At 34.5% G+C, this 699-nt stretch carries 1 pseudogene; it reads left to right on the top strand.

The window, feature by feature from the left end:
* Positions 1-432, top strand: a pseudogene (locus B3J44_RS12685) (LLM class flavin-dependent oxidoreductase); the annotation flags it as partial.
* Positions 433-699: the final 267 nt, after the last annotated feature.

Below are 699 nucleotides of genomic sequence, written 5' to 3'. Positions count from 1 at the left end.
TTTGCACCAAAATTGATGATTCAGGCATTTGAGTTTTATAGAGAAAATTTCCAGCCATCAGAGTATTTGGATAAACCAAAAACAATGGCATGTGTCAATATTATAGCTGCAAACACAAATGAAGAAGCAGAATTATTGTCTACTAGTTTGTATCAAATGTTCCTAAATCTAATTAGGAATGACCGCAAAGGATTACAACCACCAGTTCCTTCATTAGATGATATCATGAACGAAGCAGAACGTTTTCATGTAAACCAAATGACAGCAGGAACCTTTACAGGAAACAAAGAACAATTAGTAACCGATTTGAAAAAGTTCATTGATTATGCAAGAATCGACGAACTAATGGTAACAAGTCCAATCTTCGATCATCAAGCAAAACTAAAAAGCATTCAAATTACCAAAGAAGTAATAGACACTTTGAATCAGTAATGCCTACTTATATAGTATAGCTTTTGTTTCCTATTATATATAAGAGTAATTTTTATTTCAAACCCGGCAGTTTTTGATAAACCGTCGGGTTTGTTTTTTGAATATATATATAGTTGAAAGTTGAAGTCTTGATGCTAAATTAGGAGATGTTTCCCTTTATGCGCTTCAATCTTTTTGTTCCGAATGCCTGCCCAAAAAGGATTTGCGGATCCATCGAAGCTATGGGGGAGCGTTTCTGGAAGATATTTTTACGGAAAGCGCCCCTTT

Origin of the sequence: Flavobacterium sp. UBA4854, assembly GCF_002399805.1 — a bacterium.
Taxonomy (GTDB): domain Bacteria; phylum Bacteroidota; class Bacteroidia; order Flavobacteriales; family Flavobacteriaceae; genus Flavobacterium; species Flavobacterium ginsengisoli.
Note: the sequence above shows the minus strand (reverse complement) of the source record. Positions and strands in the feature narration are given on the sequence as shown.